Here is a 24414-nt window from a genome sequence, read left to right as displayed (position 1 = left end):
TCCGTCGTCGAAACAAATGGGACATCGGCGGCGGTTTCGGACCGGAGGTTCTGGCTCACCAATGATTGATGTTAAGCGGCTTGGCGCTGATGGTTCAAGCGGCGGATTTCGATGGTGCGCTTCTTGATTTTGGCCCGTTTTTCGAGGATGGCGTTTCCGCGCCGGAAATAGACGTCGGCGGGGGTCAGATTGCCGATACTTTCATGGTATCGGCGATGGTTGTAATGATCGACGAAGGCCTGGATCTGGGCTTCCAGGTCGCCCGGTAGGTAATAGTTTTCCAGCAAGATGCGGTTTTTCAGGGTCTGGTGCCAGCGCTCGATCTTGCCCTGGGTCTGGGGATGGTTAGGGGCGCCGCGGACGTGATCCATACCCTTGTCCTCCAGCCATTCGGCCAGATCGCCGGCGATATAGGACGAGCCGTTGTCGCTGAGCAGGCGCGGTTTGTGGGCGACATCAACACGGTCGCAGCCCGAGGCGGCCAGCGCCAGGGTCAGGGTGTCGGTGACGTCCTCGGCCCGCATATTGGTGCACAGCTTCCAGGCGACGATGTAGCGGGAATAATCGTCGAGGATGGTCGACAGATAGAACCAGCCCCAGCCGATGACCTTGAGATAGGTGAAATCGGTCTGCCACATCTGGTTGGGGCGGGTGGTCTTGTCGCGGAATTCCTCGGCCGCCTTGATGACCACGAAGGCCGGGCTGGTGATCAGGTCATGGGCCTTCAGCAGCCGGTAGACCGAGGCTTCCGAGACGAAATAGCCCTTGGTGTCGGTGAATTTGACCGCCAGTTCGCGGGGCGACAATTCCGGCTCTTCCAGGGCCAGATCGACGACCTGCTGGCGGATCGTGTCGGGGATACGGTTCCATACCCGGCCCGGCGCGCAGGCCCGGTCGGCAAGGCCGCCTTCACCCAAGGCCCGATAGCGGGCATACCAGCGATAAAACGTGCTGGCGGGAATGCCCAGCCGGCCCAGAACGCGCCGCAGCGGCAGACGCGAACCTTCGACCAGGCGGATGATCTCCAGCTTTTCGGAAGCGGGGTATCTCATTCCTCGTCGCCCCCATCCGCGATCATGCTTTTTTTGAGCAGGCGATTTTCCAGGGTCAGATCGGCGACCACTTCCTTCAGGTCGCGCATCTCGCGGCGCAGGTCCCTGACCTCGCCGGTGCTGGCTTGGNCGCGCCGCAGCGGCAGACGCGAACCTTCGACCAGGCGGATGATCTCCAGCTTTTCGGAAGCGGGGTATCTCATTCCTCGTCGCCCCCATCCGCGATCATGCTTTTTTTGAGCAGGCGATTTTCCAGGGTCAGATCGGCGACCACTTCCTTCAGGTCGCGCATCTCGCGGCGCAGGTCCCTGACCTCGCCGGTGCTGGCTTGGCGCGCGGTGTCGCCGGACAGCCGCTTCTTGCCCGCTTCAAGGAATTCCTTGGACCAACTGTAATACAGACTCTCGGCGATGCCCTCGCGGCGGCACAGCTCGGCAATGCTGTCCTCGCCACGCAGGCCAGACAGCACGATGCGGATCTTCTCCTCAGCCGAATACTGCTTGCGCGTCTGCCGCCGGATGTCCCGAACGGCCTGCTCGGCCCCGGATTTCGGCGCAATGGATTTCTGTCTCATCTTCGTTCCCTTCGGTCACTACGATGAGCCAGAAATCCTCCATTCCGCAAATCCCCGATTTTGTCCCACGGGCGCTGACGTCAGACAGACCCGCCCATCACTATGACCCTCGCCGATGTCGAGGCCGACACCATGAGAGTCACGGGCCGCGCCCGCATGCTGGATGCGGGGAACAAGTCCTTCCCCTCCATCACCTATACCGCCCGGCGCTTTCCCGGTCTGGCGCGCTGAAGAGGGTCAGGTTTCCCAGGGATTGAGGATATCGATGCCGGCCGCGGCGAAATCGGCGACGTTGCGGGTCACCACGGTAAGACGATGCTTCAGGGCGGTGGCTGCGATCAGGCTGTCGATGGCCGGCAGCGGCTGTTTGATACGTGCGGTCAGGCGGCCCCATTCATCGGCGACGGCGGCATCGACCGGCAGCACTCGGCTATCGAACCAGTCGGGCAATTCGATCTCCAGCCAGGCGATGATCCGGCCACGCCGCCGTCCGTCGGCCAGTTTTTCGGCGCCCCGGCGGATTTCCCCCAGGGTCAGGGCGCTGATGAACAGCGCCTCCTGCGGCACGGTCTCGAACCACTCCACCACCTGCGGTGCCGGAGCGGACCTGATCAGCTCGGACAGGGCGCAGGTGTCGACCAGATAGCTCACAACTCGATGTCCCGCGACAGCGAGCGGTCGCGCTCGACGTCGAGGTCCACGCCGGACAGCGGCGACGTCCGTAGGAATTCTACCAGTGAGGGCTTACGCCCTTTCAGCCGTTCGTACTCGTCCTGGGACATCACCACCGCCGTGGTGCGGCCCCGAACGGTGATCGCCTGCGGGCCTTCGGCTGCGGCGCTGCGCAGCAGCTCGCTGAACCGGGCCTTGGCGTCCTGAACCTGCCACGCGTGCATGGGCGTCTCCTGACCATTCTGACCAGATGAGGATAGCGACAATGACCCGCGAATGCCAGTCGCCGGTTGGCGGCCCCCATTGGGCCATCGCCCTCATCGGCCTGCCGTGGTCAGTCCACGGCAGCGGGCCGAGCATGTTCAATTGCTGGGAATTCGTCCGCATGGTGCAGGCCGAGCATTTCGGCCGCCTGCTGCCCGAGATCGGCAATCCCGAAGACATGCTGGTCATGGGCCGGACCTTCCGCGATCACCCCGAGCGGCAGCGTTGGGCCAAGGTCGAGTTTCCCGCCGAGGGCGATTGCGTCCTGCTGCGCCGGTCCCGCCATCCCATCCATGTGGGCGTCTGGCTCGATGTGGATGGCGGTGGCGTCCTGCATTGCGCCGAGGGTGCCGGGGTGGTGTTCCAGCGTTCGGATGCGATCGCGCTCAACGGCTGGGCGATCGAGGGCTTCTACCGGTTTTCGCCATGACCGCTTCCATCGTCATCGTCACCAATCCGTTCGAGCCGGTGGCCAGCCGCTCGGTGCATGCGATGGAACCGGGGATCACGGTAGGCGCCTTGCTGCTCGACTGCGGCATTGCCGAGGATTGCTGGTCCGACGGGCCGGAAATCCTGATCGGCGGCATGACGGTGCCGGTCGGTATCTATGCCGTCCGGGCCATCGTGGACGGCGAGGTCGTCACCGTCATTCGCTGGCCCCAGGGCGGCGGGGGCGGTGGTGGGGGCGGCAAGAACCCCATGCGGATCGTGCTGACCATCGCGGTGATGGTGGCCGCCATCTATCTAGGCCCCATGGCGGCGGTGGCCATGGGCTATACCGCCGCCGGCAGTGCCGCCGCCATGGCTACCGCCGGCATCGCCCTGGCCGGCTCAATGCTGATCAATACGGTGATCCCGGCCCCCAAGCCCTCCATACCGTCGCTCAACTGGGGCGGCAGCGGCAGCGCCCCGGCCCCCAGTCCGACCTATTCGATCCAGGCTCAGGGCAACCAGGGCCGATTGGGCCAGCCGATCCCGGTGATCTATGGCCGCCACCTGATCTATCCCGATTTAGCCTCGGAGCCCTACCAGGATTACGTCGGCGGCGAGCAGTACCTGTATCAACTCCACGTCATCGGCCAGGGCGAGTACGCGGTCGAGCAGATCCGCATCGAGGACACCCCCATCTCCTCCTTCGAGGAGGTTCAGACCCAGATCATTCCACCCGGCAGCCGGGTCACCCTGTTCGAGCCCGACGTGGTCACCGCCGCCGAGGTGGCCGGCCAAGAACTGGTGGCCCCCAATCTGGTGCAATCCGGCGACGACGGATATATCGGCCCGTTCACCGCCAACCCGGTGGACACCTCGGCGGGGGTGCTGGGCATCGACGTGGTGATGCCGCGTGGCCTCTATTACGCCAATGACGGCGGCAGCCTCGATAGCCGCACTGTCCAGTGGCAGGTCGAAGCGCGGGCCATCGATGCCGAGGGTGGAGCCATTGGCGGCTGGGCGGTTCTGGCCCAGCCCTCCCATAGCGCCGCCACCAACAGCGCTATCCGCCTGTCCTTCCGCTATTCGGTCAGTCCGGGCCGCTATGAGGTCCGCCTCAAGCGTCTCGACACCAAGGACACCGCCGAACGCGCCGGACACGAAATCCGCTGGGGTGCCCTGCGTGCTTATTTGACCGGCCAGCCCGATTTCGGCTCCGTCACCCTGCTGGCGGTCAAGATGCGGGCCACCGACAACCTGTCGCAGCGCTCGTCGCGCATGATCAACGTCATCGCCACCCGCAAGCTGCCGGTGTGGTCGGCGACCGGTGGCTGGTCCGCCCCCCAGCCGACGCGGTCCATCGCCTGGGCCTTAGCCGATGCCTGCAAGGCGGACTACGGCGCCAAGCTGGCCGACAGCCGCATCGACATCAAAACGCTGGCCACCCTGGATGCCGTTTGGGCTGCCCGTGGAGATACCTTCGACGCGGTGTTCGACACCAGCATGACGGTGTGGGAAGCGTTGACCCGCATCGCCCGCTGCGGCCGGGCTGTGCCCATCCAGCAGGGCGGTATCGTCCGCATCATCCGCGACGCGCCGCAGACCATGCCGGTGGCCATGTTCGGGCCGCGCAACATCGTCAAGGGCTCGTTCAAGCTCAAATACGTCATGCCCGGCGACGACACCGCCGACGCAGTGACGGTGGAGTATTTCTCGTCCCGCACCTGGAAGCCCGACGAGACCACCGCCAAGCTGGCCGACAGCCAGGGCGACAACCCGGCCAAGGTCAATCTGTTCGGCTGCACCGGCAAGGAACATGCCCAGCGGGAAGGTCTCTACATCGCCGCCAACAATCGCTACCGCCGCCGCATTGTCACCTTCCGCACCGAACTGGAGGGCATGATCCCGACCTATGGCGATCTGGTCGCCATTACCCATGACATGCCCCGCTGGGGCCAGGGTGGCGAGGTGATCGACTGGCGGGCCGAATCCGCCAAACCGCCTTGGATTGGGGCGGTTCTGATGCTGTCCGAACCGCTGATCTGGGCCGAAGGTGCCAGCCATTACCTGGCGCTGCGTCGCCGTGACGGCAGTCTTGCCGGGCCGTTCCGGGTCGAGCCGGTGGCCGATGCGCCCACCCTGGTGCGTCTCGCCGAACCGCTGACCGTCACGCCCTATACCGGCGGCTCGGAGGAGCGGACCTTCTTCTCTTTCGGCCCCGGCCAAGCATGGGCGCAGACCGCCCGCATCCTCGCCATCCGCCCTCGCGCCGAGCAGGTGGAGATCACCGCCGTCGCCGAGGATGCCCGCGTCCACGTCAATTAGCCGTTTGTCATTTCCCGTTCCCCATCAGCCGCCCCTCAGGGCGGCTTTTTTCGTTGGAGAAAGCCCATGACCAAAGATGCAGTTGTGCCGCGTGGCATTCGCCTGAACAACCCCGGCAACATCAAGGAAGCGCTGGGGGACAAGACCCAATGGCAGGGCGAGCGCGCCACCAACGACGATCCGGTGTTCGAGGAATTCGTCAGCCCCGAAGCCGGTATCCGGGCGCTGGCCCGCATCCTGCTCGGCTATCAGCGCCGCTATGGCCTGAACACCGTCGCCGGCATCATCAATCGCTGGGCGCCAGGCTGCGAGAACGACACCGGGTCCTACATCGCCCACGTTGCCTCCCGCCTCGGCGTGACGCCCGACCAGACCATCGACGTCACCCGTCCGGAAACCATGGCCGGTCTGGTGGAGGCCATCATCCGCCATGAAAACGGCCAGCAGCCCTACGCCAGAGAGGTAATCCTGGGCGGGGTCGGCATGGGGCTGGGGAGCGCCTGACCATGAACCTGCTCGATCTCCTCGGCGATGCCGCCGCCATTGCCGCCAATCCCATCGCGGGGCTGGCCAAGGTGGCGCTGGACGTGGCGCCAGAAATCGCCAGCCTGTTCGGCGACGATGCCGAAAAGGCGGTCGGCAAGCTGGCCGATACCGTCCGCGCCATCACCGGCACCGACGATCCCGACAAGGCCCGCGAAATTCTGGCCGACCCCACTCTGGTGTTCCAGCTTCGCTCCCAGGCGCAAGGATTCGCCCATGCCGAACGCATGCAGCAGATGACCGGGGCAATCACCACCCTGACCGCGACCCTGGCCGACCGCCAGAATGCCCGTGCCCGTGACGCCGAGTTCATCACGGCCGGGCGCAGCAACGTCCGCGCCAACGTCCTGCTGGTGACGGCTGGGGCTGGCATCGTCGGCGGTATCGGCTTCATGGTGTTCGGCCATGTGGACGGCAACACCGCCGTCGGCGGCTGCATCATCTCGGTGGTGACGCTGCTGGCGGGCAAGTTCGCCACCGCCTTCGACTTCGAATTCGGCGGATCGGCGGATTCGGAGCAGACCCGCACGTTGCTGGCGCAGGCGCCGCCTATCGGCAAATAGATCAGATCGGATTGCACACGACGCGGCCGGCCGGGGTAATCCCTGGTCGGTCGTGTTCGTTCCCAGATCGGGAACTGTCCGGTCAAAGCGCGCCTTTTCCAATTGTTCTTGGTTACAGATCGTCTAGACTGAAATTCCAGTTGGGCTTGAGTTGAAAGACGCCCTGAATGGAGTTCTCCCATGCGTCTGCAAACCCTGGTTTATGGGAACACGCAGTTTTCACCTGGAAGCGAATATAGGAAATTCCAGCATCGGTTCGCTTGCGTATTGCTGCTGTTCGGCGTTGTCGTAACCGCTCTTTTTATTACGGCGACCCTCTTTGGCGGCGCACAGCTCCACGACTATTATCTTCTTGCCGGTTCAATCTACTGCGTCGTCCAGGGTGGCGCGTATTTGATTTTGCGGGCGCGTCCCGATCGTCTTCCGCTCGTCGCCCCCTTCGGCGTCACGGCTTCTTTCCTTCTGGAGTCGGTGGCGTTCTTCTTCAATACCGCCGATGAATTGCGAATCATCTGGTTCGCTCTCAGTGTCCCGGCCGCTTATGTGATTATGGGGCGAAAGGCAGGGCTTTCGCTTGGCATCCTGTCAGTTCTTTTCATCGTTTTCGCCAACAGTCGGTTGCAGGAGCCATATTCCGACAACGCCATCATCACAGGCGCAGTCGCGATTCTCTACATTGCCGCGTTCTTTCACGCATTCTCGTCCAAATCGATATCGTTCCATCACGCCATGGTCGAGGCGAATCAAAAGCTTGCCGACATGGCGTCTAAAGATCCATTGACCGGTCTTTTCAATGCCCGCGCCTATTACGCGCTGTGCGACCAAGCACTGAATCAGGCGCGCCGATCAGACCAGCCGCTAGCCATGCTGTTCATCGATCTCGACCACTTCAAGCGGATCAACGATACACACGGACACGAGGCAGGCGACACGGTTCTGAAAGCCGTCGCAGCGTGCTTGCTGGACGGAGCCCGACGTAGCGACATCATCGGCCGCATCGGCGGCGAAGAGTTTTCCATGTTACTGCCCGACACCGACATGGTTGGCGGGCAGGGTCTGGCGGAGAAACTACGCCAGGATGTTGAGGCTTTGTTACCTGACATCGGCGGCACAAGCTTGAAAATCACGGCAAGCATCGGTGTCGCTGTTGCCCGCCCGCACCAAAGGACCGTCGCTGAAATCCAGCGCGATGCCGACGAGTGCATGTATCACGCTAAACGTGCCGGACGAAACCGAGTGTCGACGTTCGAGGATGGCGTCGCCGCTTAGCGTTTTCCGCCAATGATTAATCCAGGAAAGGCGGTTGGCCTCTCGACGAGTTGATATCCGCCTATTTGACGCATGTGGTTCGGACTTGCCCCTCGGAGACGGAACGTTTCCAGTTGGCAAAGCGGAGCCGATGGCGATCGACGCGGCCGGCCGGGGGAAACCCTGGTCGGCCACTTTCGTCGTTTCAGGCCATGATTTTCGCTGTTACGCTCCCACCATGCCGAAAGATGATGATGATCGAATTGCCGCTGAACTGGCCAAGGTTGTGGCCATGATGTGCGTGCGCAATTCGAAGCTGGAAAACATCCATGCGGGTCGGGTTCCCATCACCAGGACCGGCGACTATTCCGACGTTTTCGTTCTGGATGCCGAAGGGCGACGGATTCCCTGGGCCGAGGTATCACATATCGACGACACCCAGATGCGAGAGCTGATGAAGGACATCGTCAATCGGCTCTACACCTTCCAGATGCGCAGTGGGGAGCCGGAGTTTCAGGCATGGATCGATCGCTGGGCCAGGATTGCCGCAAAATGGGACGAACCGGAATTGCTGAGATCGCCCTGCGATCTGGATGGCGTGCGATCCCCATGACGAGGGTAATCCTCGGTCAGTCTTGAGATAAACACTTACCGCAACCTACGCCACACCACCAAATGATCCGACCAAGGATTGTAGGGTGTCGATACCAATGGATAGCTTCCTCGCAGTAACCCAATGCCGGGCGGAAATGCCCTGGCAGTAAACTGCGAGACACGCCTATGCCCAACGCCCTCCATCCTGACCGCATGAGTACCGCCGAGCGCCTAGATGAGGTGGCGGATATTCTGGCGGCTGGCCTGATCCGGCTGAAGGCTCGGAAGTCCAGGGTTTTATCTGCTGACACAGGAGATAGTCGCCTCGACTTAATGTCTCCCCCGAGCGGTCATGCCCTCATCAACCGAGCCAAGAATTACAGAAAATATATTGCGAGGTACAGCAATGCCCAATGCACTCCATCCCGACCGCATGAATAGCTCCGAGCGCCTTGACGAGGTGGCGGACAATTTGGCGGCTGGCCTGATCCGGCTGAAGGCCCGGAAGTCCAGGGCTTTATCTGCTGACACCAGAGATAGTCGCCTCGACTTCACGCCCCCCCCCCAGAGCGGTCATGGCCTCGTCAACCGACGGAGGAAATGCCCGTGAATCATGACCCCCTGCTGGCCCGATTGGCCGCGCTGAAGACCGTGCCTATGCCGGATCTGAAAGCCCAATGGCGCGACTTGTTCGTATCCGAACCGCCGCCCTACAACCGTACCTTCCTGGAAAACCGCCTAGCCTACCGCCTCCAGGAATTGGCCTATGGCGGGCTGGCGGTGACCACCATCGCACGGCTGGAAAACATGGCTGAAGACTTCGAAGCCACCAAAGGGCGTCGCAAGAGGGAACAATACCGTCCTATCGCCGGTACCCAACTGGTGCGGGAATGGAAGGGCGTCGAACATTGCGTCACCGTCCGCCAGAACGGCTTCGAGTACCAGGGCCGCCCCTACCAATCGCTCTCGGCGGTGGCTCGCGCTATCACCGGCACCCGCTGGAACGGCCACCTCTTTTTCGGCCTGAAGAACCATAGGACAAAAGCATGAAGCCCACCGGAACCAAGCTGATCCGCAAGCTGCGTTGTGCCGTCTACACCCGCAAGTCCACCGAGGAGGGGCTGGAGATGGAGTTCAACTCGCTGGATGCCCAGCGGGAATCCTGCGAAGCCTATGTCGCCAGCCAGAAAGCCGAGGGCTGGGTGCTGGTGCCGACCCATTACGATGATGGCGGCTTCTCCGGTGGCACCCTGGAACGCCCCGGCTTGAGGCGTCTACTGGCCGACATCGACGCCGGGCTGGTCGACGTGGTGGTGGTCTACAAGATCGACCGCCTGTCGCGTTCCCTGATGGATTTCTCCAAGCTGGTCGAGGTGTTCGACCGCAACGACGTCACCTTCGTCAGCATCACCCAGTCCTTCAACACCACCACCAGCATGGGGCGCCTCACCCTCAACATCCTGCTGTCCTTCGCCCAGTTCGAGCGCGAGGTCATCGGCGAGCGCGTCCGCGACAAGGTAGCGGCATCGCGGCGCAAGGGAATCTGGATGGGTGGGCCGGTACCGTTCGGCTATCGCTGCGCCGACCGCAAGCTGCTGGTGGTCGAGGACGAAGCCGCCATCGTGCGGATGATCTTCGAGCGATTCATTCGCATCGGTTCCGGCACCCTGCTGGTCAAGGAACTGACCGAGGAAGGCATCACCCGCCGGGGCAAGAAGCTGGACAAGGGCGGCCTCTACAAGCTGCTGGCCAATCAGGTCTATATCGGCAAGGCGGTCCACAAGGGCGTCGCCTATGACGGCGAACACGAGGCGATCATCGACCAGGCCCTGTGGGACAAGGTCCGCTCCGTGATGGAAGTCAGTCCGCGTACTCGCGCGGGCCGCACCAGGGCGCAGACCCCGGCGCTGCTGAAGGGGCTGATCTTTGCCCCTGGCGGTCGCGCCATGACGCCCGCTCATACTCGCAAGGGCGGGAAGCTGTACCGCTACTACGTCACCATGACCGTGATCAAGGAAGGCCCGGATGCTTGCCCGGTCGGGCGCGTGCCCGCGGGTCAGGTCGAGAATACGGTCATCGACCAATTGCGCTCCCTGCTGCGTACCCCCGAGGTGGTGGCCCGCACCTGGAAAAGCGTCTGCGCCGAGGGCGAGGACATGACCGAACGCGAGATCGCTACCACCCTAGGCCAGCTTGATCCCCTCTGGGACGAACTGTTCCCGGCCGAGCAGGCTCGCATCGTCCAGCTTCTGGTGGAACGGGTCGATCTCTCGCCCCAGGGCATCAATATCAGCCTGCGGACCGAAGGGCTGGCCCGGCTTGCTGGGGACTTGAAACCGGCCAAGGGGCGGAGTGCTGCTGCATGACCACCGTCTTCGTGCCCATGACCTTCCGTCGAATCGGCGGGCGCAAGCGGATCGTCCTGCCCGACGGCAGCCTGTATAACCCGGAAACACGGGTGCCGGTGGACAGCCCCATCGTCCGCTGCCTTGCTCGAGCCTTCCGGTGGCGTCGGATGCTGGAATCTGGGCAGCACGCCTCGATCAATGAACTGGCCAAAGCTGAACGCGTTGATCGCGCCTTCGCTAGCCGTATTCTGCGCATGACCCTGCTGGCCCCCGACATCGTCGAGGCTATACTCGCTGGCCGACAGCCGGAGAAGCTGACCGTGCGTGCGCTGCTGGAGCCGTTCCCTGCGGACTGGGCGGAGCAGCGGCGGGTGTTGGGTCTGGGTGAATGACTGCTTTGCGCCCAGGTCGGTCGTCCTTTAACCCGGGAGCTGTGCTCGAAAGCAGCCGTTGGGCGATGGCCGAGTATGTGGCCCTTATGTGCAATTCCAGCCGTTCGGTCGCCTGAACGATGGCGGAAATCCGTAGTTATCAGCGCCAGAGCGATACTCTGCTCGAGATTCAGCTTACGGCTTATCCTCTTCATTCCGGTGACCACCATCCAGGGTTGTTTAGGCTCGACATCCCCATTGATCCGGGCAACGATATGGGAGGAGAGCCTGCATGTGGACCATTCCGACCTACATCCTGGCCGCGTTCGCGGAGATCGGCGGCTGTTTCGCCTTCTGGGCATGGCAGCGCCTGGACAAGTCGCCGCTGTGGCTGGTGCTCGGCATGGCCAGCCTCGCCCTGTTCGCCTGGGCGCTCACCCGCATCGACGCCGACTTCGCCGGGCGCGCCTACGCGGCCTACGGCGGCATCTACATCCTGGTGTCGCTGGTCTGGATGTGGGCGGTCGAGGGTAGCCGTCCCGACCGCTGGGATACCGTCGGCGCGGCGATCTGCGTCGTCGGTGCTATGGTCATCATCTTCGGGCCGCGCGGCGGGCAGTGACCGTTAGGCCGCCGTCGCCTGGGTGTCGGTGCAGGTCGCCGGGGTGAAAGCGATGCCGATGCCGACCAGCCGCTCGAAGGCCGAGCGGTAGAGCGTTACTCTCCCCGGGATTCAGCTTGGACATTGGTGGGGGCAGCCAACGCTGAACGCCTTCTAGGGCCCTAGGAGGCGAACTTTCGTTGGTTTACCTCCACAGTCACATGCACAAGTTCCTCGTGTATTCCAAGCTGCCGTCGGATTTCGTCGGGACTGGCTTGGCCGTCAACGGCCAAGGCCACGATGCATGCATACTTTCCCTTGCCAACGCGCCAGACATGAAGGTCCGTGACCTCAGCCTTAATCGGGCTGGCCTCGATGACCTCGTGGATTTCCGCCACTACCGGAGCATCCATCTCGGCATCAAGTAGCACCCGCCCTGTATCGCGCATTAGTCCAAAGGCCCAAGCCGAAACCAAACCGGCCCCGGCAATGCCCATCAGCGGGTCAAGCCAATCGGCACCCCAGAACTTGCCGCCTATCAAGGCGAAGATAGCCAATACTGAGGTCGCCGCGTCCGCCACCACATGAATGTATGCCGAGCGTAGGTTCATGTCGTGATGATGCCCGTGGTCATTTTGGCCATGGTGATGATCATGCACATGTCCATGGTCGTGGCCATGACCATCCTTTAGCAACCAGGCACATAGCACGTTGACGAACAATCCGACCGCCGCTATTGCAATGGCTTGGTCGTAATGAATGGGAGTCGGGGAAATTAGGCGGTCCACCGACTGGAAGAGCATTAACGCTGCCACTCCAACGAGAATGATCGCACTCGTATAGCCCCCCAGCACTTCTATCTTCCAAGTGCCAAAAGCAAATCGCTTGTCTTGGGCATAGCGCCGTGCCGCGCCATAAGCCATCAAAGACAACCCCAAGGCCAAGGCGTGAGAACTCATGTGCCAGCCATCGGCCAACAGAGCCATGGAATTGAATACCCAGCCACCGAAAATTTCGGCCACCATCATGATGATAGTCAGCATAACTGCCCAGCGGGTATTGCGTTCCGCTAACGGGTTTCCTTCGTCAAAAACGTGAGTATGATGCCAATGCTCGGACGAGGTCGTAGGGCACATGCGCCGTCTCCTCAAGCTGGTCGCCAGATACCCTACCCCAGTATAGTTTGTGGTCGGACAGGTCAAGTGAATGGCACATACCATCAAGAATAAAAGTAAGCTCTTAAACCGTGTGAGGCGGGTTAAGGGGCAGACAGAGGCACTGGAAAAGGCCCTTGAGCAGGAGAAGGATTGCACTGCCATATTGCAGCAGATCGCAGCCATAAGAGGGGCTGTGAGCGGTTTGATGGCCGAAGTGCTGGAAGGGCATCTGCGGGAGCATCTGAACTCGACCACACTGCCGCCTGAGCAGCGGCAGGAGGATTTGGAACAGGTGATTGCCACCCTCCGTAGCTATCTCAAATAGCAGCGACGGACGCTTCGGCTTCCGTTTCCTTCTCAGCTTAACCAAGGCACAAACGGCCGGCGTGGGTCAGTACATGCCGACTGGCCCCGGCGCTGCGTCTGACCGAACTACCCCTGGCAACCGCCAGTCAGCGGTAACATGCGCTATGCCGGGTCAGTGCCAAATTGCGTCGTTGGCGTCAGTCTTCGTCGATCAGATCAACCCAGCAATTACCATTGGTCTAAATGTAGCGCCGATGCCAGACTGGACCCGATAATTTGACGGGGTTTCTGCCGATGGACGTCTTCTCAGGATGGTTCGATCCGTCGAGTTTTACTCCTCACGGCTTCTGCCTGTCGTGGGCGCCTGGGTTGTTGGAGCTCCATGCCGTTTCAGACGCAATCACAGGCGTTTGCTACATGGCAGTCGGCTTTTTAATATTCCAATTCGGCCGACGCCGCCCTGACATGGGGTCCGCTGCCCTATTCAATGCTCTGTTCGTGGTCTTTTTTCTGTGTGGACTGACCCACATCGTCGACATTGTCGTACTGTGGCGTCCCGTCTACGTCGAGCAGGGGCTGCTCAAGGCGGTTACAGCGGCGGCGTCACTACCGGCTCTAATCATTCTGATCAGGTTAGTGCCCAAGGCGATCGGCCTTCCCTCGTCGGCCCAGATGGCTGAGGTCAGCCGCGAGGCCAATTTTGATCCGCTGACAGACCTGCCCAACCGCCGCCACCTCATTCACAAACTTGAACGGATAATTGAGAAAGCGTCTGAGGAGCGTCGGCAATTGGCAGTGCTGTTCGTCGATTTGGACCACTTCAAACCCGTCAACGACACTCTTGGGCACCAAATCGGTGATCGGCTCCTAGTTGAGGTCGCCGTCCGCCTGAAATCTTGCGTTAGAGGCTCGGACGTTGTCGCCCGGCTTGGCGGCGACGAGTTCCTGGTGGTGCTTGAAACAGTCTCATCCCCGGAGTCCACCGCCATGGTCGCAGGCAACATCATTACTGCTATCGGCCAGCCCTACATCATCGAAGATCAACAAATCGAAATTAGTGCCAGCATCGGCGTGGCAGTGTTTCCAGGCGACGGCACCAAGCCCGACACCTTGATCCAGCAGGCGGACAAGGCAATGTATGCAGCAAAGGCTAATGGACGAGCCGGGTTCAGCAACGTGACGGCTGCGGGTGCCAGCCCCTGAGTACTCTTGCCTCGCCCTATGACGGAATTGGGTCAATAAGCAGCCGGATCACCATTCGACGGCAGTGTCCGCTTTACCTGATCCAAGTTCGAAACCCGCCCTTCCACTTTCGGCCCAAGTCAGACATTCCGCGTGACTGGACCATGCCCAGCAGTGCCGCGTTGTGCTACAGGCACCGAAACTCCCCACCATCAGACGCCATCCATCCCCCATAAAGCTGCCCAAACTACACCCCGCAAAATTTCTCTTGCATCGCTTTAAATACAGCGATTTCACAAATTGCTGATACGAAGCCCCGTATCAACAGGCATGGAGAATAAACCGTGTCAGAGAGAGAGTTCGGCCAGTTACCGGGAGGAGTGTGTCAGCAGGCAGGCGCGCCAACGCCGCGCAGAACCTTGGGATATCCAAGGCTGCGTCTTCGCGGTAGAGCCGGTTTGTCTTGAGAGAATGGCGTAGGAAATGGAACTATACAACAAAACTCTCTACGTAGTGCTTGGTGCTGCATCGAATGACTATTCGTAAAATGCCGTATTAATATGTGAATCGGCGAAATATGAAATTTATTGCGACGTCCTCCATATCAGCATCAGATCGGCGCTGAATTGTTCCAGTTAATTTGGCTGCAGCAGACTCTCGGTCTCCATCAGCCGCAATGCCTCGGCGAGAGGCACGCCCTCTTGGAAACAAAACCATTGCCCGGTATGGCGGTGCCACATCAGATCGAAGCGATCGCCACTGACGTGGTCGAGACGGGCGAAGGCGGAATCAAACTCCTCCCCCGCATTGTCGGCGAAGCCCGAACGGTAGCGCTGGATGAAGCTGAACTTGTCGCCGCGCCATTTGCCGGTTATGGCGATAGGATAGTTGTATTCCGTGGGACGAATCTCGGGCAGGAACCTGGGGATCAGCACCTCGGCGATGAACCGCTCGCATGTAGCCGTTATTGCAGCCTTGTCGTCTTTGGTCAGCCCCTTGACCCACACGCCGCGTCGTCCCGCCATGATGCCCACTCCTTGTCAGCCCCCCATAATGGCAAAGGGACTTACTCCGCGCTACCGCAGTCGGCAGCCCCTCCAGACATCAGTGACTGGAGCCCCTATGTTTCCTCGTTGGTCTTGGCTTCCGAGAAGTGCTGGATAGCCTCATCCTGCTTAAAACCGGACGGCGGAGACTGGAGTGCCAAGACGCCCAGTTCCGCAGGGAGAAGGCGTAAACGTCTACTGGGGCCCCCTTGAACATCGCGCAATTGCTTGGGTATGCTGATGGTGCATTGAACGAGGTGCGCCATGACTGATGCACAGGAAACTGCCAAGGTAATTCCCCTACGCCCGGCCAAGGCCGCCAAGGCATCGGAGGGAAAATGGGGGGCGGCGGTGATGAACCTGGGATTTTCCATCATCCCATCGCTGCTCCTGCGTGCCCAGCAAAGGCTCGGGCTGAATCCGACGCAGTTGGCGGTGCTCCTGCAGCTCTGCGATTACTGGTGGGAGGAAAAGCGCAAGCCGTTTCCCAGCAAGGAGGCTCTTTCTCAACGGCTGGGGCTGAGCACCCGACAGGTACAGCGCCATATCGCCGACCTGGAAAAAGCGGATCTGGTTAAGCGCATCGAAAGGATCGGCCGGCATGGAGGTAAGCTCAGCAATAGCTACGACCTCTCCGGGCTGGTAAAACGGCTACAAGCGCTGGAGCCGGAATTCCGCCAGGTCGAGGAGGAGCATCGCCAGCGCCGCGAGGAGGTGACCCTGCCCCGTCACCGCAGGCGTGTCACCAAACGAAGCGAGCCGGCCCATTGATGGCACTCTGGCCCCAAAAAAGCTCAGCCCCGGTCGCATGCCTGAGGCAGAGGCGGGTCCGGGGCTTACCTCTCGACATATAGGTCTCCTCCCCCATGTCCGTCAAGCATTTCCCCCTCGACGATACCGTGATCCAGGCGCTGGCGACGTCCTTGTCGCCAGAGCGCATGGCCACCTATGTCGCTGCTGCCGGTGGTGACCAGGAGAAGGCACTGCGGCTCTATACCTGGAATACGGCAGCCAGCGCAGCCTTCTACGGCCCCCTACAGGGATTGGAAGTCGCCCTGCGCAATGCCATGCATCGGGAATTGACCGCCACCTATGGTGCCGATTGGTATGACAATCCCCGCTGCGGCCTGGATGCGGGCACGTTGAGCAGGATCGCCGGCGCCAAGGACGAGTTAAGGCGGGAAGGTTACGTCGTCGATCCGCCCCATGTGGTCGCGGCGTTGTCGTTCGGCTTTTGGGTGGCGTTGCTGGGGCGTGGCGGCCACCCGCCGGGCGGTGGCGGCCCCAAACGGAATTACGAAATGACCCTGTGGCGCCCCAGCCTGTTTAGGGCCTTCCCCAACGCCAAGCTCGGCCGGAGCCAGGTTCATAGCCCACTAAATTATCTGCGCACCCTGCGAAACCGCATCGCTCATCACGAGCCGATTTTTTCCCGGCATCTGGAGGCGGATTATCAGAGCATTCTGACGGTCACCAGTTGGATCTGCGCGAGCACCCGCGATTGGATCGCTCACCACAGCCGGGTTGACGACATTCTTGTCCATCCGCAAGACGGTGATGATCTGCGGTTCTGATGGCAGGTGTCACTATCTTGCACCAACAGGATTGGCTGCGATCTTGAGTCTGGTGATGGCGGCTTCAAGCTCGGTGGCAACCTTGGCTCGCTGATCGGTAGGCTTGGTGGCCTTCAGACGGCGCATCAAAGCATCTGCCTCGCCCAGTTCCTGGACCGCCGCCGATCCCGGCTGGGTGGCCAGTTGCAATCGGGCGGTGGCAATCTCGGATTCCTTCTGAGCCTCATAGCTCTTGTCGATGGTCACGGACTGAGCCAGGGCCGGCAGCGCCAGGGCAACACCGGCCAACAGGGCCAGGACAGTTCGGTTGAGCTTCATAGGTTCATCCCTTTACGTCAGTCAAGAAGAGGGCGCCACCGCGACGCCATTCTTCGCACCGATAAAATCGCGCTCGGAAGAATTTCCAGGGCATCCTCTTCAGTGAGAAAGCTGTCTGCCCCAGCGTCCAGCGCCTTGGTCAACAGATCTCGGTCGGCTACCGCGATGATGCCTGGGCCATAGCCGTGACGAGCGCGGAAAGCCCGGATGGCAGCCAAGCTGCCCTCGGTCGATGGGGATAACACGACGATCAGCACGGTTTCGTCCGAAACCGCGTCTAATTGGCCTTCAAACTCATCGTGAGCCAAGCACACCACTCTCCATCCCAGGGCGACAAGCTGATCTCTGGTGGCGGCAGCAAAGGCTTGCTCCGCCCCTATGATCACGACATCTGAGCGAGACATTATACACCCCATTCGCGGACGAATACGGCGGCGACGGTGCGCAGGGCATGACTCAGGAAGGAGCGACGCTCACCGTTCATGTGGACCTGTCCGCGCAAGGGCGCAGTAATGGCGTGGGCGGGATCGGTGGCAAGGCGTACCCGATAGAAGGCACCGTCCGGCACCAGGGCCTTGTCGGCGAACCGGGCGGGGATGGGGCCGCCGTAAAGGGCCGCCAGGGCCGGTTCGGTCAGGGCCTTGACCGCCACGCGGTCTATGGCGGTGATGGTGGCGGGCAAGCTGGATTGATTGCCTTCGGGGATGAAACGGGCCGTGTAGCCGATCTTGATCCGGGCTAGGTCGGATTCGGCCACATAGGCTTCCACTTGCGCACCGGAACGCAGGGCCAGGATGGGTTCGCGGCCATTGATCCACTGGCCGGGCTGGAGCGCGGGCGACAGGTCGGAGACTGTACCGGCGATGGGTGCGGCCAGAGTCAGGCGGGCCAACTCAGCGGACAAGGTTGCTTTTTCCGCCACGGCCCCGGCCAATTCCTCAGCAATTGCCTGGGCACGGATACGGAAACTGTCCTCGAAGCCGATGGCCGAAAGCTCGTATTTCAGAACGCCGATGCGACGTTCTGTCTGGGCGATCCTCAAGGACAGGTCGGGATTGTCGAGGCGGGCAATCACCGTACCGGCCTGGACCGCTTGCCCCTCGCTCACCATGACCTCCGCCAGGATGGCAGCATTGGGGGCATAAAGGGCCATGTGGCTTTCCGCCTTCAAGATCGCCGGAGCCGAGATTGTACCCGACCACGGCACCGCCAGGACCAGAAGCAGGAACAGCAGCACACCGAGCGGCCAGTGCGACCTTTGACTGCCCCGGATGGCGGGCAGGCGCGTGTGCCATTCCTTCATTTCCGCCCAGACCGGCTTGACCACGAACCAGCCGATTTCCACGGCGAACAGCACGACACCCACCAGTTTGATGAAGAAGTGATAGACCAGAACGGCGATGCCGAGGAACAGCACCAGCCGGTACAGCCACACCGCCCAGGCGAAGGCGATCATCCATCCGCGCGTGGTGGCGGACAGGTGTTCCGGCACCGGCTCGTCCAGGCCGAATAGAACCTCGCGCAGATGCCAGCGGGCCAGGGCGAAGGAACGCGGATGCAGGTTGGGCTGGTCCAGGGCATCCATGGCCAGGAAATAGCCGTCGAAGCGCATGAAGGGCGACAGGTTGATGGCCAGCGACGAGATCAGGGTGGTCGCCGCCAGGGTGAAGGCCATGCCCCTCGCGGTCCCGTCGGGCAGCAGCCCCCAGGCCAGCGTGGCCCAGGCAGCGATGGCAAGCTCCGCCAGGATGCCAGCCCCGCCAATCAGCAGGCGTTTCCTGCGTTCGGTCAGCTTCCATGCCTCGTTGACATCAGTGTAGAGCATGGGCCACAGCACCAGGAAGGCAACGCCCATGGTGGGCACCCGGCAGCCATATGACTTGGCGGTCAGGGCATGACCCAGTTCGTGGGCTACCTTGGCCAGCCCCAAGGCCAGACCGAAAGCCGCCAATCCGGTCATCGAGAAATGATCGACGAAGGTGGTGGCGAACACCTCCCATTGACGGCCCACCATCAGCAGTCCCGCCAGCAGGGCGGCCAGGGTGGCCAGCCGAAAGGCCCGCGTGCCCATCCAGGCGACCAGGGGCAGCAATTGATCGAGCCAGGCATCGGGCCGCACCAGGGGGATGCGGAAGAACAGGTAATGGTGCAAGGCCCAGGTCAGCCAGCCGGTCTTGCCAGCATCATGGATCGCCAGCAGGCGGTCGATGTCCTTTGGCGTTTCTGCTTTCAGCAATCCGCCTTGCGCCAGGAATTGGACGACGCCGGTAACGTCCTCAGGCTCCATGTCCAGCGCGGTCTCTTGCGTCACCGCAGCGGCTACGCTGTCGGCCTGGCCCAGATGCCATCGGCTCAACACCTCGAAAGCGGGCCAGCTTAGGCGGAAGAACCGGTTGGACAGCGGGTCGTGCAAGGTCCAGGTGGGGGAGCCGTCATTGGCGGGCGGCCCCTGCAACAGCGCCAACTCATCGCGCAAGGATGGCAGGGCGGCGGCGATCATGGAAGATGTGGGCTCTGCCCACCCCCGCAAAGGGCCCTGTGGCCCTTTGATCCCGGCAAGGGGTTTGGGGCCAAGGCCCCAAGCGGGTTCGGGCGGCAGCCCGTCTGGACGTGGCCGGTCATTCTCAAAACCCCACGAACTGGCGCATGGTGGCCAGCGGGCGGCGGAACACCCACCACACCAGCGGCACGGAATCGCCGTCGATGCGGGCAGTCCCTTTCAGGCCCAGGCGGGGCTTGGCGGCCCCATTGATGGTGGCACGCACCCGGTGGGCGATGGTGGAATCGGGGCGGGCACTGGCTTCATAGGCCACGGAACGGACCTGGGCCTTCACCGGTGACAGCGGATCGGTATTGAGGAAGAAGGTCAGCACTCCCTGGACCCGCACTTCCCCCACATCGGCGACCGAGACCCAGGCTTCGATCTCGGTGTCGCTTTCGTCGGCCACCGCCATCACCTTTTCGCCCACCACCACCGGGCGGCCGATCCAGTCGGCCGCATCGTCGAAGACGGCAATGCCGGGCTTGGGGGCCTTGGCCTCGATGCGGGCCAACTGACTTTCCAGCAGACGGACCTCGGCGGCCTTTTCCTCGGCCTTGCCAGCCAGGATGGCGACCTGCGCCTTGGCCTTGGCGTCGAACACCATGGCCTGGGCGGCTTGGCGGTATTCGGCTTCCGCCGTGGCCAGGGTCTGGCGCGCCACATCCAGACGCCCCGAAAGCGTGGTGGCATCCAGGGCGAACAGCGCCTGGCCGTCCTTGACCGTATCGTTGGGCCGGACCAGAACCTTATCCACCACCCCGTCCAAGGGGGCGCGCACCACCACCGGATGGGCGGCAACGCTTTCCGCAGGGGCCAGCACCGACCCGGTGACGGGAAAGAACAGGGCCGCGATCCCGAAGGCGGCCACGGCCCAGGCCCAGCGCCCCTTAGGAAACTTGAACGCAAGTTTTCGGGGCGACAGCGCCGTCCTGGTCACGCCGACCAGATCGGCCAGACGCTCCAGCAGCGCCACTTCACCTTCGACGAATGGCTCATCGCGGGCGAATAACAGGATGCCCGCGCCGCAGGGCAACACCAGTCCATGGGCTGGCAGCCAATCGGGCCAATGGCCCGCCAGATCAGCGGGCAGGTCGGCGGCCTCCACCAGGGTGGGATGGTCACGATGGAGGTGGCGCAGGACCTTGTCCAGCCACAGCACATAAGGCGCGTTCGCCTCGACGGATGCCGCGCCAGACAGGGTAATCACGCTCTGGTCCCACAGCACCGCCTGACGATAGGGGACCAGGGTGTGGGCCAGATTGATGGCGGCGAACTCGGCTTCGACCGGGCGCGTAGCCTTCAGGATGCGGTGTTCGAGCTCCAGCCAAGCATGGATGATATCGGTCATGGAGGCGACAGCAGCACTTTGCCCGACATGCCCGCCGACAATTCCGGGAAGTGTCCACCAATGGCCCCAGTGACCCGCACCGACTGGCTGACCGGATCGATGCGGGCACCGACGCGGGTGAGCTTCACCGGATAGGTCTTGCCCGTCTCGTCGATGGCCACCTGAAAGCCATGGCCGGGTTTCAGCCAGACCAGCCATTTGCTGGGCACCACGAAATCCAGTTCCAGAACCGAATCGTCCAGCACGTCCAACAACGCCTGGCCGGGCTGGGCGAATTGCTGGGAGCGGACCTTCTGTTCGACCACCCGGCCATCAAAGGGGGCTGGGATTGCGCATTTGGCCATCACCGCCGCACCAGCGGCTTCCCGCGCACGGGCCTTGTCTCGTTCGGCCAGGGCGACATCGCTTTCCAGCTTGCCGATGGTCTGCAATTCCAAAAGCCGGGCATTGACCGCCACTGTCTTGTCGGCGGCAGACAAGGCGGCCCTGGCCTCGGTCAGTTGCGCCCGCTGAATGGAGCAGTCGAAGGCGATCAGGGTCTCGCCCTTCTTGAACCGTTCGCCCTCGCGCACGCTGATGCGTTCCACCTTGGCACCGATCTCGGCAGCCAAAGTGGTGAAGTCGCGGGGAGACAACTGGGCGCGCAGTTCCTGCCCCTGGGCAGGCAGACTTCCCATCACCAGGAGGACGATGGCGGGAAGGCCGGCCCTCATCGCGATGATGCCTGGGTCAGGTCGCGGATATGGGCGATGTTACGTTCCACATCGGCCCTGACATGGTCCTCGCTTTCCTCGATGCCTAGGAAGCGCGAGACGCTGTTCAGCCAGCCACTACCGATGGGTTGATCAGGCAAGGCCGGTTCCGGGGCCTTCCGGCTTTCTTGGGGGCTAGGTTCGGCCACCGGAACCGCCACCGACTGCATTGGGGGTACAATCGGCTGGGAAGCCAGGACTGGGGCGTCCTGCTTCGCCTTATTGCTTCCAGTCGTCCAGGCTGCCAGCCGTTCAGCAATGGTCACCGACAATCCTGGCAGATCATGGCTGGCGACGCTTTCCGGCATCAGATCATGGCCGATGCTGGCCTGCATCTTGGCGTAGGCTTGTTCCACCTGGGCATAGGTCTGATAGCGGCGCAAAGCGGATGCGATGGCCGAGGCGCGGCCGGCGACACGTTCCAGCATTCCTTGCGCGTCGTTGGCAGTCTTGGCTTCCGACAATTGGAACAGCCGGGCATCGACCCGCCACAGCTTGTCCGATTGCTGGTACTGGCTGACAGAATTCTGGAATTGGCGCTCGGACACATGCACCTGGGCCAGCACCGCCATGCGCAAAGCCAGACGCTTGGCCTTGACCACGTCCTCGGTGGTTTCGGCGTATTTGATGGCGTCGGGGCCACTGACCAGATTCATCAGGTTCCACGACAGTTTGGCCCCGGCCTCGTACCAGTGGTTGGCCATCAGGAACGAGTTGTGGTCGTAATTGCGGCTGGCGGAAAAGGTGATGCCGGGGAACAGCCGGGCGATGGCTTTCCTGGTGTCATCAGCGGAGATGCGGGCCTGATAACCCTGTTCGCGCAGGTCCGGGTTATTGACGAAAGCCACTTCCTCCATCTTCTCCAGACCCAGATCCCAGGCCGGGACGGCCATGTCCTTGGGCACATCCAGCATCAGCTTGGTGCCGGGGGGCGCGTTGATCAGGGCGGCCAGTTCGATCTCGGCGGTCGACAGTTCCTGCTGGATGGCGGTCAACTGGCGCAGCGTCTCCAGCAGGCTCTTCTGATAGCGAAGCGCCTCCGCCGGGGCCTTCAGGTTTTCCTTTTCCACCGTCTCGGCGCGATCAAGGGCCACCTTGGCTTCGGCAACGGCCGTATCCACATCGGCCTTCAGTTCCTGGTGGGCGGCGGCTCGCCAGAAGGCGAAGCGCACTTCCTGCACCAGATTGTGGACGGCCTTGCGCTTCCTTTCGGTGGCGATCAGGGCGCGGTCGGCGTTCTGCTTGGCGGAGAAATAGGACAGGCCGAAATCCAGCACGTTCCACGAAAGCCCCAGATCGGCGGTGTAATTGTCGCGGTCGGCGGAATAGGTGGGGTTCGAGGTGCTGGTGGTCTGGGTGTAAAGATCCCGTGACCGGGTGGCGTTGGGTTCCGAGCGGCTGGTGAAATTGCCGTTGGCCACCAGCTTGGGCAGCATGTCCCAGCGATCCACATTGGTCTGGCCAAGGGCCAGGGCCTCTTCCATCACCTTGGCGCGGCGGTCCAGATTGTACTTCAAGGCGCGCGCGATGGCCTCGGACACGGAGAGCGGGCCAGACAGCGGCTCGCCCGACTTGAACATGTCGGCCCGGTCATCCTTCGAGCTTTGGGCAAGCTGCTCGGGCGTGAAAGGCTCGGGCGTCATGGCGCAGGCGGACAGCAGCGCGACCAGTGACACGGAGGCCAGCAGACGCTTGGCTCCGGAAGCAGAAATAACCATAACCATCCCCCTTATCTTCACGCGGCCTTGCCGCCACGCTTAACGGCTTCAAACAAAGCGATCTGGCGGGCCACGCCGCCCTTGAAACTCAAGGCATGCAATTGCTCGGTCAGGCTAGGGCGGCCCACCGGCTTGGCGGCAGCCTGCTTGCTCCCATCGCGGGGAGCAGCGTCACCGGTCTGACCCGGCGCACCCTGGGGCCGGGGCTGGCCTTCGCCTTGCGGCTGACCCTCGCCCTGACCTTGCCCTTGCCCTTCGCCGCCGCGCTGGCCGGGGGCGATGTTGCCCTGACCGGCCCCACCCACCACGATCTTGAAGGTCTGTACCGCCTCGCGGCCTTCGTTATCCTTGGCCACCACCTTGACCACCACCTCGCCCTTGAAGCCGGGCGGCGGCGTGCCTTCGAAGGTGCCGGTCTGCGGGTTGAAGGCCATCCAGGCGGGCAGCGCCGCGCCATTGTCGCGGGTGGCGGTCAGGGTCACCGTGGCATCGGCCTTGGTGTGGGCGAAGGCTTCCGACGGCATGGTGACCGAAATCCGGGCCCCCTCGGCAATCACCGAATCCCGCATGGGGGCATTGACCACCAGGGCGTCACCGCCGCCGGCCGCCTTGACGGCCACCGCCACCTGGAATGCCTGTGCCGATGGCGCTGTCAGGGTTGCGGGGATCACCGCCACCTGGGCCGGTCCTGTGGGCGCGACTGTCGGTGCGGATGGTGCCTGGGTCGGTGCAGTCACCGTGACCGTCGGAGCCTGGAACGTCGTCTGGGTGGGAGCATTGTCGCGTACCACCGTCACCAGCGGTGCCACCGGGCCGCTATCCTTAGGCGGTGCGGGCTTGGGGGCCTCGACTACCGGCGGCGGCGCGGGCGGCGGTGGCGGGGCGGC

The 24414-nt window shown here is 62.5% G+C and carries 26 protein-coding genes and 2 pseudogenes; 15 read left to right on the top strand and 13 right to left on the bottom strand.

Annotated features, from left to right (window positions below):
• Positions 1 to 71 precede the first annotated feature (71 nt).
• Together MTBLM5_RS11940 and MTBLM5_RS11935 are read right to left on the bottom strand one after the other, a co-directional pair.
• Positions 72 to 1132 (bottom strand): annotated as a pseudogene (locus tag MTBLM5_RS11940) (IS3 family transposase); the annotation flags it as partial.
• A 155-nt stretch (positions 1133 to 1287) separates the two neighbouring features.
• Positions 1288 to 1626 (bottom strand): annotated as a pseudogene (locus MTBLM5_RS11935) (transposase); the annotation flags it as partial.
• 96 nt (positions 1627 to 1722) lie between these two features.
• Here MTBLM5_RS11935 and MTBLM5_RS11930 point away from each other — a divergent pair.
• Positions 1723 to 1857, top strand: a complete 135-nt coding sequence (locus tag MTBLM5_RS11930; protein WP_256367176.1) for a DUF1833 family protein — start codon at positions 1723 to 1725, stop codon at positions 1855 to 1857.
• Between the two features lie 6 nt (positions 1858 to 1863).
• Here MTBLM5_RS11930 and MTBLM5_RS11925 read toward each other — a convergent pair whose 3' ends face one another.
• Both MTBLM5_RS11925 and MTBLM5_RS11920 read right to left on the bottom strand, forming a co-directional pair.
• Positions 1864 to 2277: a type II toxin-antitoxin system VapC family toxin gene (locus tag MTBLM5_RS11925; RefSeq protein ID WP_173976333.1), complete on the bottom strand. Its 414-nt coding sequence runs from the start codon at positions 2275 to 2277 to the stop codon at positions 1864 to 1866.
• Complete coding sequence (locus MTBLM5_RS11920) at positions 2274 to 2522, bottom strand: type II toxin-antitoxin system Phd/YefM family antitoxin (protein ID WP_173976332.1); 249 nt, start codon at positions 2520 to 2522, stop codon at positions 2274 to 2276. The genes MTBLM5_RS11925 and MTBLM5_RS11920 overlap by 4 nt, the downstream gene beginning before the upstream one ends.
• 41 nt (positions 2523 to 2563) lie before the next feature.
• Between MTBLM5_RS11920 and MTBLM5_RS11915 the strand changes: the two genes are divergently transcribed.
• The 10 genes from MTBLM5_RS11915 (at position 2564) to MTBLM5_RS11870 (ending at position 11605) form a co-directional block, all read left to right on the top strand.
• The gene (locus MTBLM5_RS11915) at positions 2564 to 2992 is read left to right on the top strand and encodes an NlpC/P60 family protein (protein WP_173976331.1); all 429 of its coding nucleotides are present in this window, start codon (positions 2564 to 2566) and stop codon (positions 2990 to 2992) included.
• Positions 2989 to 5316, top strand: coding sequence for a host specificity factor TipJ family phage tail protein (locus MTBLM5_RS11910; RefSeq protein ID WP_173976330.1), 2328 nt, complete (start codon positions 2989 to 2991; stop codon positions 5314 to 5316). The genes MTBLM5_RS11915 and MTBLM5_RS11910 overlap by 4 nt, the downstream gene beginning before the upstream one ends.
• Before the next feature lie 66 nt (positions 5317 to 5382).
• Positions 5383 to 5820 (top strand): structural protein, encoded by a 438-nt coding sequence (locus MTBLM5_RS11905; RefSeq protein ID WP_173976329.1) that lies wholly within the window; start codon positions 5383 to 5385, stop codon positions 5818 to 5820.
• A gap of 2 nt (positions 5821 to 5822) precedes the next feature.
• Positions 5823 to 6422, top strand: a complete 600-nt coding sequence (locus tag MTBLM5_RS11900; RefSeq protein ID WP_173976328.1) for a hypothetical protein — start codon at positions 5823 to 5825, stop codon at positions 6420 to 6422.
• Between the two features lie 180 nt (positions 6423 to 6602).
• On the top strand, positions 6603 to 7691 hold the full coding sequence (locus MTBLM5_RS11895; protein ID WP_173976327.1) for a GGDEF domain-containing protein: 1089 nt from the start codon (positions 6603 to 6605) through the stop codon (positions 7689 to 7691).
• Positions 7692 to 7821: 130 nt separating this feature from the next.
• Positions 7822 to 8283: a hypothetical protein gene (locus MTBLM5_RS11890; RefSeq protein ID WP_254431016.1), complete on the top strand. Its 462-nt coding sequence runs from the start codon at positions 7822 to 7824 to the stop codon at positions 8281 to 8283.
• Between the two features lie 581 nt (positions 8284 to 8864).
• Complete coding sequence (locus tag MTBLM5_RS11885; protein WP_173976326.1) at positions 8865 to 9314, top strand: DUF2924 domain-containing protein; 450 nt, start codon at positions 8865 to 8867, stop codon at positions 9312 to 9314.
• On the top strand, positions 9311 to 10630 hold the full coding sequence (locus MTBLM5_RS11880; protein ID WP_173976325.1) for a recombinase family protein: 1320 nt from the start codon (positions 9311 to 9313) through the stop codon (positions 10628 to 10630). Before MTBLM5_RS11885 ends, MTBLM5_RS11880 begins: the two co-directional genes overlap by 4 nt.
• Entirely contained in the window at positions 10627 to 11004 is a 378-nt protein-coding gene (locus MTBLM5_RS11875; RefSeq protein ID WP_173976324.1) for a hypothetical protein, read from the top strand. Before MTBLM5_RS11880 ends, MTBLM5_RS11875 begins: the two co-directional genes overlap by 4 nt.
• A 271-nt stretch (positions 11005 to 11275) precedes the next feature.
• Positions 11276 to 11605 carry a YnfA family protein gene (locus MTBLM5_RS11870; RefSeq protein ID WP_173976323.1) on the top strand — a complete coding sequence of 110 codons (330 nt, stop codon included), beginning with the start codon at positions 11276 to 11278 and terminating at the stop codon, positions 11603 to 11605.
• Positions 11606 to 11766: 161 nt separating this feature from the next.
• Here the strand turns inward: MTBLM5_RS11870 and dmeF are convergent, their stop codons facing one another.
• Positions 11767 to 12720: a CDF family Co(II)/Ni(II) efflux transporter DmeF gene (dmeF, locus tag MTBLM5_RS11865; protein WP_173976322.1), complete on the bottom strand. Its 954-nt coding sequence runs from the start codon at positions 12718 to 12720 to the stop codon at positions 11767 to 11769.
• A gap of 70 nt (positions 12721 to 12790) precedes the next feature.
• Between dmeF and MTBLM5_RS11860 the strand changes: the two genes are divergently transcribed.
• Complete coding sequence (locus tag MTBLM5_RS11860) at positions 12791 to 13066, top strand: metal/formaldehyde-sensitive transcriptional repressor (RefSeq protein WP_173976321.1); 276 nt, start codon at positions 12791 to 12793, stop codon at positions 13064 to 13066.
• Positions 13067 to 13341: 275 nt separating this feature from the next.
• Complete coding sequence (locus tag MTBLM5_RS11855) at positions 13342 to 14250, top strand: GGDEF domain-containing protein (RefSeq protein ID WP_173976320.1); 909 nt, start codon at positions 13342 to 13344, stop codon at positions 14248 to 14250.
• A 614-nt stretch (positions 14251 to 14864) separates the two neighbouring features.
• Here the strand turns inward: MTBLM5_RS11855 and MTBLM5_RS11850 are convergent.
• A complete protein-coding gene (locus MTBLM5_RS11850; RefSeq protein WP_173976319.1) occupies positions 14865 to 15254 on the bottom strand; it encodes a hypothetical protein in 390 nt (129 codons plus the stop codon).
• A gap of 285 nt (positions 15255 to 15539) precedes the next feature.
• Between MTBLM5_RS11850 and MTBLM5_RS11845 the strand changes: the two genes are divergently transcribed.
• On the top strand, positions 15540 to 16046 hold the full coding sequence (locus tag MTBLM5_RS11845) for a helix-turn-helix domain-containing protein (protein ID WP_173976318.1): 507 nt from the start codon (positions 15540 to 15542) through the stop codon (positions 16044 to 16046).
• A gap of 95 nt (positions 16047 to 16141) precedes the next feature.
• The gene (locus MTBLM5_RS11840; protein WP_173976317.1) at positions 16142 to 16849 is read left to right on the top strand and encodes a hypothetical protein; all 708 of its coding nucleotides are present in this window, start codon (positions 16142 to 16144) and stop codon (positions 16847 to 16849) included.
• 12 nt (positions 16850 to 16861) lie between these two features.
• Here MTBLM5_RS11840 and MTBLM5_RS11835 read toward each other — a convergent pair whose 3' ends face one another.
• The 7 genes from MTBLM5_RS11835 to MTBLM5_RS18745 all read right to left on the bottom strand — a co-directional run.
• On the bottom strand, positions 16862 to 17167 hold the full coding sequence (locus tag MTBLM5_RS11835; RefSeq protein ID WP_173976316.1) for a hypothetical protein: 306 nt from the start codon (positions 17165 to 17167) through the stop codon (positions 16862 to 16864).
• Between the two features lie 17 nt (positions 17168 to 17184).
• Positions 17185 to 17571, bottom strand: a complete 387-nt coding sequence (locus tag MTBLM5_RS11830) for a hypothetical protein (protein WP_173976315.1) — start codon at positions 17569 to 17571, stop codon at positions 17185 to 17187.
• Positions 17571 to 19667, bottom strand: a complete 2097-nt coding sequence (locus MTBLM5_RS11825) for an HlyD family efflux transporter periplasmic adaptor subunit (RefSeq protein ID WP_173976314.1) — start codon at positions 19665 to 19667, stop codon at positions 17571 to 17573. The genes MTBLM5_RS11830 and MTBLM5_RS11825 overlap by 1 nt, the downstream gene beginning before the upstream one ends.
• A 124-nt stretch (positions 19668 to 19791) precedes the next feature.
• Positions 19792 to 21057: an efflux RND transporter periplasmic adaptor subunit gene (locus tag MTBLM5_RS11820; RefSeq protein WP_173976313.1), complete on the bottom strand. Its 1266-nt coding sequence runs from the start codon at positions 21055 to 21057 to the stop codon at positions 19792 to 19794.
• Complete coding sequence (locus tag MTBLM5_RS11815; protein WP_173976312.1) at positions 21054 to 21770, bottom strand: efflux RND transporter periplasmic adaptor subunit; 717 nt, start codon at positions 21768 to 21770, stop codon at positions 21054 to 21056. The genes MTBLM5_RS11820 and MTBLM5_RS11815 overlap by 4 nt, the downstream gene beginning before the upstream one ends.
• Positions 21767 to 23527 carry a TolC family protein gene (locus MTBLM5_RS11810; RefSeq protein WP_254431015.1) on the bottom strand — a complete coding sequence of 587 codons (1761 nt, stop codon included), beginning with the start codon at positions 23525 to 23527 and terminating at the stop codon, positions 21767 to 21769. The genes MTBLM5_RS11815 and MTBLM5_RS11810 overlap by 4 nt, the downstream gene beginning before the upstream one ends.
• Before the next feature lie 17 nt (positions 23528 to 23544).
• On the bottom strand, positions 23545 to 24414 hold an 870-nt coding region (locus MTBLM5_RS18745; RefSeq protein WP_217425020.1), incomplete at its 5' end, for a putative Ig domain-containing protein.

The sequence above is a fragment of the Magnetospirillum sp. LM-5 genome (assembly GCF_902729445.1).
In the GTDB taxonomy this organism is placed as follows: Bacteria; Pseudomonadota; Alphaproteobacteria; order Rhodospirillales; family Magnetospirillaceae; genus Magnetospirillum.
The sequence above is the reverse complement of the archived record's forward strand: the minus strand, read 5'-3'. Positions and strand labels throughout refer to the sequence as shown.

Excerpts from the sequence above, each read along its gene's own strand:
- MTBLM5_RS11895 (WP_173976327.1), top strand. The coding sequence starts at position 6,603 with ATGCGTCTGCAAACCCTGGTTTATGGGAACACGCAGTTTTCACCTGGA.
- MTBLM5_RS11860 (WP_173976321.1), top strand. The coding sequence starts at position 12,791 with ATGGCACATACCATCAAGAATAAAAGTAAGCTCTTAAACCGTGTGAGG.
- MTBLM5_RS11810 (WP_254431015.1), bottom strand. The coding sequence starts at position 23,527 with ATGGTTATTTCTGCTTCCGGAGCCAAGCGTCTGCTGGCCTCCGTGTCA.
- MTBLM5_RS11880 (WP_173976325.1), top strand. The coding sequence starts at position 9,311 with ATGAAGCCCACCGGAACCAAGCTGATCCGCAAGCTGCGTTGTGCCGTC.
- MTBLM5_RS11855 (WP_173976320.1), top strand. The coding sequence starts at position 13,342 with ATGGACGTCTTCTCAGGATGGTTCGATCCGTCGAGTTTTACTCCTCAC.
- MTBLM5_RS11835 (WP_173976316.1), bottom strand. The coding sequence starts at position 17,167 with ATGAAGCTCAACCGAACTGTCCTGGCCCTGTTGGCCGGTGTTGCCCTG.
- MTBLM5_RS11825 (WP_173976314.1), bottom strand. The coding sequence starts at position 19,667 with ATGATCGCCGCCGCCCTGCCATCCTTGCGCGATGAGTTGGCGCTGTTG.
- MTBLM5_RS11875 (WP_173976324.1), top strand. The coding sequence starts at position 10,627 with ATGACCACCGTCTTCGTGCCCATGACCTTCCGTCGAATCGGCGGGCGC.
- MTBLM5_RS11900 (WP_173976328.1), top strand. The coding sequence starts at position 5,823 with ATGAACCTGCTCGATCTCCTCGGCGATGCCGCCGCCATTGCCGCCAAT.
- MTBLM5_RS11850 (WP_173976319.1), bottom strand. The coding sequence starts at position 15,254 with ATGGCGGGACGACGCGGCGTGTGGGTCAAGGGGCTGACCAAAGACGAC.
- dmeF (WP_173976322.1), bottom strand. The coding sequence starts at position 12,720 with ATGTGCCCTACGACCTCGTCCGAGCATTGGCATCATACTCACGTTTTT.
- MTBLM5_RS11870 (WP_173976323.1), top strand. The coding sequence starts at position 11,276 with ATGTGGACCATTCCGACCTACATCCTGGCCGCGTTCGCGGAGATCGGC.
- MTBLM5_RS11815 (WP_173976312.1), bottom strand. The coding sequence starts at position 21,770 with ATGAGGGCCGGCCTTCCCGCCATCGTCCTCCTGGTGATGGGAAGTCTG.
- MTBLM5_RS11890 (WP_254431016.1), top strand. The coding sequence starts at position 7,822 with ATGGCGATCGACGCGGCCGGCCGGGGGAAACCCTGGTCGGCCACTTTC.
- MTBLM5_RS11845 (WP_173976318.1), top strand. The coding sequence starts at position 15,540 with ATGACTGATGCACAGGAAACTGCCAAGGTAATTCCCCTACGCCCGGCC.
- MTBLM5_RS11910 (WP_173976330.1), top strand. The coding sequence starts at position 2,989 with ATGACCGCTTCCATCGTCATCGTCACCAATCCGTTCGAGCCGGTGGCC.
- MTBLM5_RS11920 (WP_173976332.1), bottom strand. The coding sequence starts at position 2,522 with ATGCACGCGTGGCAGGTTCAGGACGCCAAGGCCCGGTTCAGCGAGCTG.
- MTBLM5_RS11905 (WP_173976329.1), top strand. The coding sequence starts at position 5,383 with ATGACCAAAGATGCAGTTGTGCCGCGTGGCATTCGCCTGAACAACCCC.
- MTBLM5_RS11820 (WP_173976313.1), bottom strand. The coding sequence starts at position 21,057 with ATGACCGATATCATCCATGCTTGGCTGGAGCTCGAACACCGCATCCTG.
- MTBLM5_RS11915 (WP_173976331.1), top strand. The coding sequence starts at position 2,564 with ATGACCCGCGAATGCCAGTCGCCGGTTGGCGGCCCCCATTGGGCCATC.
- MTBLM5_RS11885 (WP_173976326.1), top strand. The coding sequence starts at position 8,865 with ATGCCCGTGAATCATGACCCCCTGCTGGCCCGATTGGCCGCGCTGAAG.
- MTBLM5_RS11830 (WP_173976315.1), bottom strand. The coding sequence starts at position 17,571 with ATGTCTCGCTCAGATGTCGTGATCATAGGGGCGGAGCAAGCCTTTGCT.
- MTBLM5_RS11840 (WP_173976317.1), top strand. The coding sequence starts at position 16,142 with ATGTCCGTCAAGCATTTCCCCCTCGACGATACCGTGATCCAGGCGCTG.